3 protein-coding genes are annotated in these 1,931 nt (G+C 63.7%); 2 read left to right on the forward strand and 1 reads right to left on the reverse strand.

Annotated features, from left to right (window positions below):
• Positions 1-101 precede the first annotated feature (101 nt).
• Positions 102-434: a hypothetical protein gene (locus HMPREF1546_RS19220; RefSeq protein ID WP_021748711.1), complete on the forward strand. Its 333-nt coding sequence runs from the start codon at positions 102-104 to the stop codon at positions 432-434.
• Positions 435-550: 116 nt separating this feature from the next.
• Positions 551-1,234, forward strand: coding sequence for a tRNA (N6-threonylcarbamoyladenosine(37)-N6)-methyltransferase TrmO (gene tsaA / locus HMPREF1546_RS10680; RefSeq protein ID WP_021748709.1), 684 nt, complete (start codon positions 551-553; stop codon positions 1,232-1,234).
• A 50-nt stretch (positions 1,235-1,284) separates the two neighbouring features.
• On the opposite strand, the gene fabZ is transcribed toward tsaA, so the two are convergent.
• A complete protein-coding gene (gene fabZ, locus HMPREF1546_RS10685) occupies positions 1,285-1,716 on the reverse strand; it encodes a 3-hydroxyacyl-ACP dehydratase FabZ (RefSeq protein ID WP_021748708.1) in 432 nt (143 codons plus the stop codon).
• Positions 1,717-1,931 lie beyond the last annotated feature (215 nt).

Below are 1,931 nucleotides of genomic sequence, written 5' to 3' on the forward strand. Positions count from 1 at the left end.
CGGGGCTTGCGCCGCCGATCCGGCGGAGGCCAGGGCGGAAGACGTTGCATCAGACCGCTCCGCTGCGGGAAACGCCCCGGAGGGAGAGGAGGCCCACCGTGATGAACAGCCCTGAGCAGACGCCGGAATCCCGTCCGGCCCGGGATCGCCGGGTGGGCACCTTCACCTTCGGCGCCGTGCTGGTGATCTGCGGTGCGCTGATGCTGGTGAGCATGTTCTTCCCCTCCCTGGATCTGACCCTGGCCCTGCAGCTCTCGCCCCTGATCTTGGTCTGTCTGGGCGTGGAGGTGCTGCTGGCCAGCCGCTCCGGCGGGAAAATCCGCTACGACTGGGTGGGCATGGTGCTTTGCTTCGTCCTGGTCACCGCAGCGCTGGTGTTCTTCGGCATCGCCTGGTGCCTGGTGTACCACCCGGAGGCCGTCATCCACTACTGATACGGGTCTGCGAAGGCCCCGGTGCATTGCACCGGGGCCTTACCCTTTCTTCTTGGTTTTCCCGGGAAAATCCGGTATAATGGAGAAAATACCTGCCGCAGAAAGGAAGAATCCTCATGTCTGATTCGTTTGAAATGCGCCCCATCGCCCGCATCCGCAGCGACTTCGGCTCCAAGTTCGGCGTCCCTCGTCAGAGCGGTCTGGTGGACGCGTTGGAGGCCGCCGTGGTGTTCGAGGAGCCCTACCGCAATCCTGACGCCCTGCGGGGGCTGGAGGGATTCTCCCACATCTGGCTGATCTGGGCCTTTCACCAGTCCCAGCGGCCGGAATGGTCCCCCACAGTCCGGCCGCCCCGGCTGGGAGGCAATCAGCGGGTGGGAGTCTTTGCCAGCCGCTCCCCCTTCCGGCCCAATCCCATCGGCCTCTCCTCTGTGCGGCTGGACCACATCGCGTACACGGACGCCTTGGGCCCGGTGCTCCATGTCCGTGGCGCAGACCTGGTAGACGGCACCCCCATCCTGGACATCAAGCCTTACCTCCCTTACGGAGACTGCCACCCGGAGGCCGCCGGCGGCTTTGCCAGCGAGCCGGCGCGTCCCACGCTGGAGGTGGAAATCCCACCCGCCCTGTTGGACCAACTGCCTCCGGACCGGCGGGAGGCCCTGCGGGATGTGTTGGCCTTGGATCCCCGTCCCCGGTATCAGCAGGACCCGGACCGGGTGTACGGCTTCCTCTTCGCCGGGCAGGAGGTGAGATTCACCGTGGATGGAGACCGCCTGCAGGTCGTGGACATCAAATGAACGCAAGGCACCCCGGGATATTTCCCGGGGCGCCCGTCTTTTCCGGGCACTCAGCGCATGGCCAGCGTCACGTCGCCGGTCACCGCCAGCTCGCCGTGGTTGTAGACCTCGGCGGAGCAGGTGGCAATGGCCTTCTCCACCCGCTCGGAAGCCATCTTGGCGTGGATCTCGATGGTATCTCCCGGCAGGATCTTCTTCAGAAACCGCACATTATTGATCCCCAAGAACAGGGGGATCTTCCCCGCATACCGCTCCGCGGACAGCAGCAGGATATCCGCCGTCTGGGCCATGCATTCCACAGAGTACACGCCGGGCAGCACCGGCTCACCGGGGAAGTGGCCCTTGAAAATCTCGCGGGCCGGGTCCACAAAAAATGTGGTCACGATGTGGTCGCCTGCCTCCATCTCCTCCACGGTATCCACCAGCAGCATGGGGTCCCGGTGGGGGATGATGGCCTTGATCTCTTCTTTGGAAAGCTTCATGATAGTGGTTCCTCTCTTTCGCGCAAAACGCTCCGTATATAAGCCGCGCCGGGACAGCGGCACGGCTCTGCCTCTTTTTATTGTACTGCCGACAGGGCAAAATGCAAGAGATAATTTGCGCTCCGGATCACAAAAGAGAGCCGCCCTCCCGGGCGGCTCTCTCATTTTCCAGATGGGGTGCCTTACTTCGCAGCCTTGGCGGCCTTGATGGCCTC

The sequence above is a fragment of the Oscillibacter sp. KLE 1745 genome (genome assembly GCF_000469445.2).
Classification (GTDB): domain Bacteria; phylum Bacillota; class Clostridia; order Oscillospirales; family Oscillospiraceae; genus Oscillibacter; species Oscillibacter welbionis.

Coding starts and splice junctions, on each gene's coding strand:
- HMPREF1546_RS19220 (WP_021748711.1), top strand. CDS start 102: ATGAACAGCCCTGAGCAGACGCCGGAATCCCGTCCGGCCCGGGATCGC.
- tsaA (WP_021748709.1), top strand. CDS start 551: ATGTCTGATTCGTTTGAAATGCGCCCCATCGCCCGCATCCGCAGCGAC.
- fabZ (WP_021748708.1), bottom strand. CDS start 1,716: ATGAAGCTTTCCAAAGAAGAGATCAAGGCCATCATCCCCCACCGGGAC.